Here is a 380-nt window from a genome sequence, read left to right as displayed (position 1 = left end):
CGTGCGAAAGCGCGACGTGCTCTTCTTCCATGCGCCGGGCAGGCTCACGGAATCGACGAACATCTCGAGACCGGCTTCGACGTCGCCTTGCCCGATCAGGTTCACGGCCTTCGTGCGCAGCGCGAGGGCGGCGGCCGGAAGCGCGGCTTCGCGCACGCCGGGCTGCTGGAGCGGGCCGCCCGGATCGGCGAGCGTCAGCGACTCGACGAGGTGCGGATGCTGGCGCGCGACGTTGAACGCGACGCTACCGCCGCGCGAATGGCCGACCAGGTGCACGGGGCCGAGATCGAGCGCATCGATGAATTCGGCGAGTTCGTCGACGTGGTTCTGCCAGCTGAACTCGTCCTGAATGCCCGCTTCGACGGCCGGCCAGTAATGGC

Annotated in this window: 1 protein-coding gene; it reads right to left on the bottom strand. The window is 68.7% G+C overall.

Going from position 1 to position 380, the window contains the following annotated elements; translation table 11 throughout:
* On the bottom strand, window positions 1-380 hold a 380-nt coding region (locus M3226_RS31720; RefSeq protein ID WP_251573448.1), incomplete at both ends, for an alpha/beta fold hydrolase.

Source organism: Neobacillus cucumis, assembly GCF_023715505.1.
This window is presented reverse-complemented; position numbering and strand designations above follow the sequence as displayed.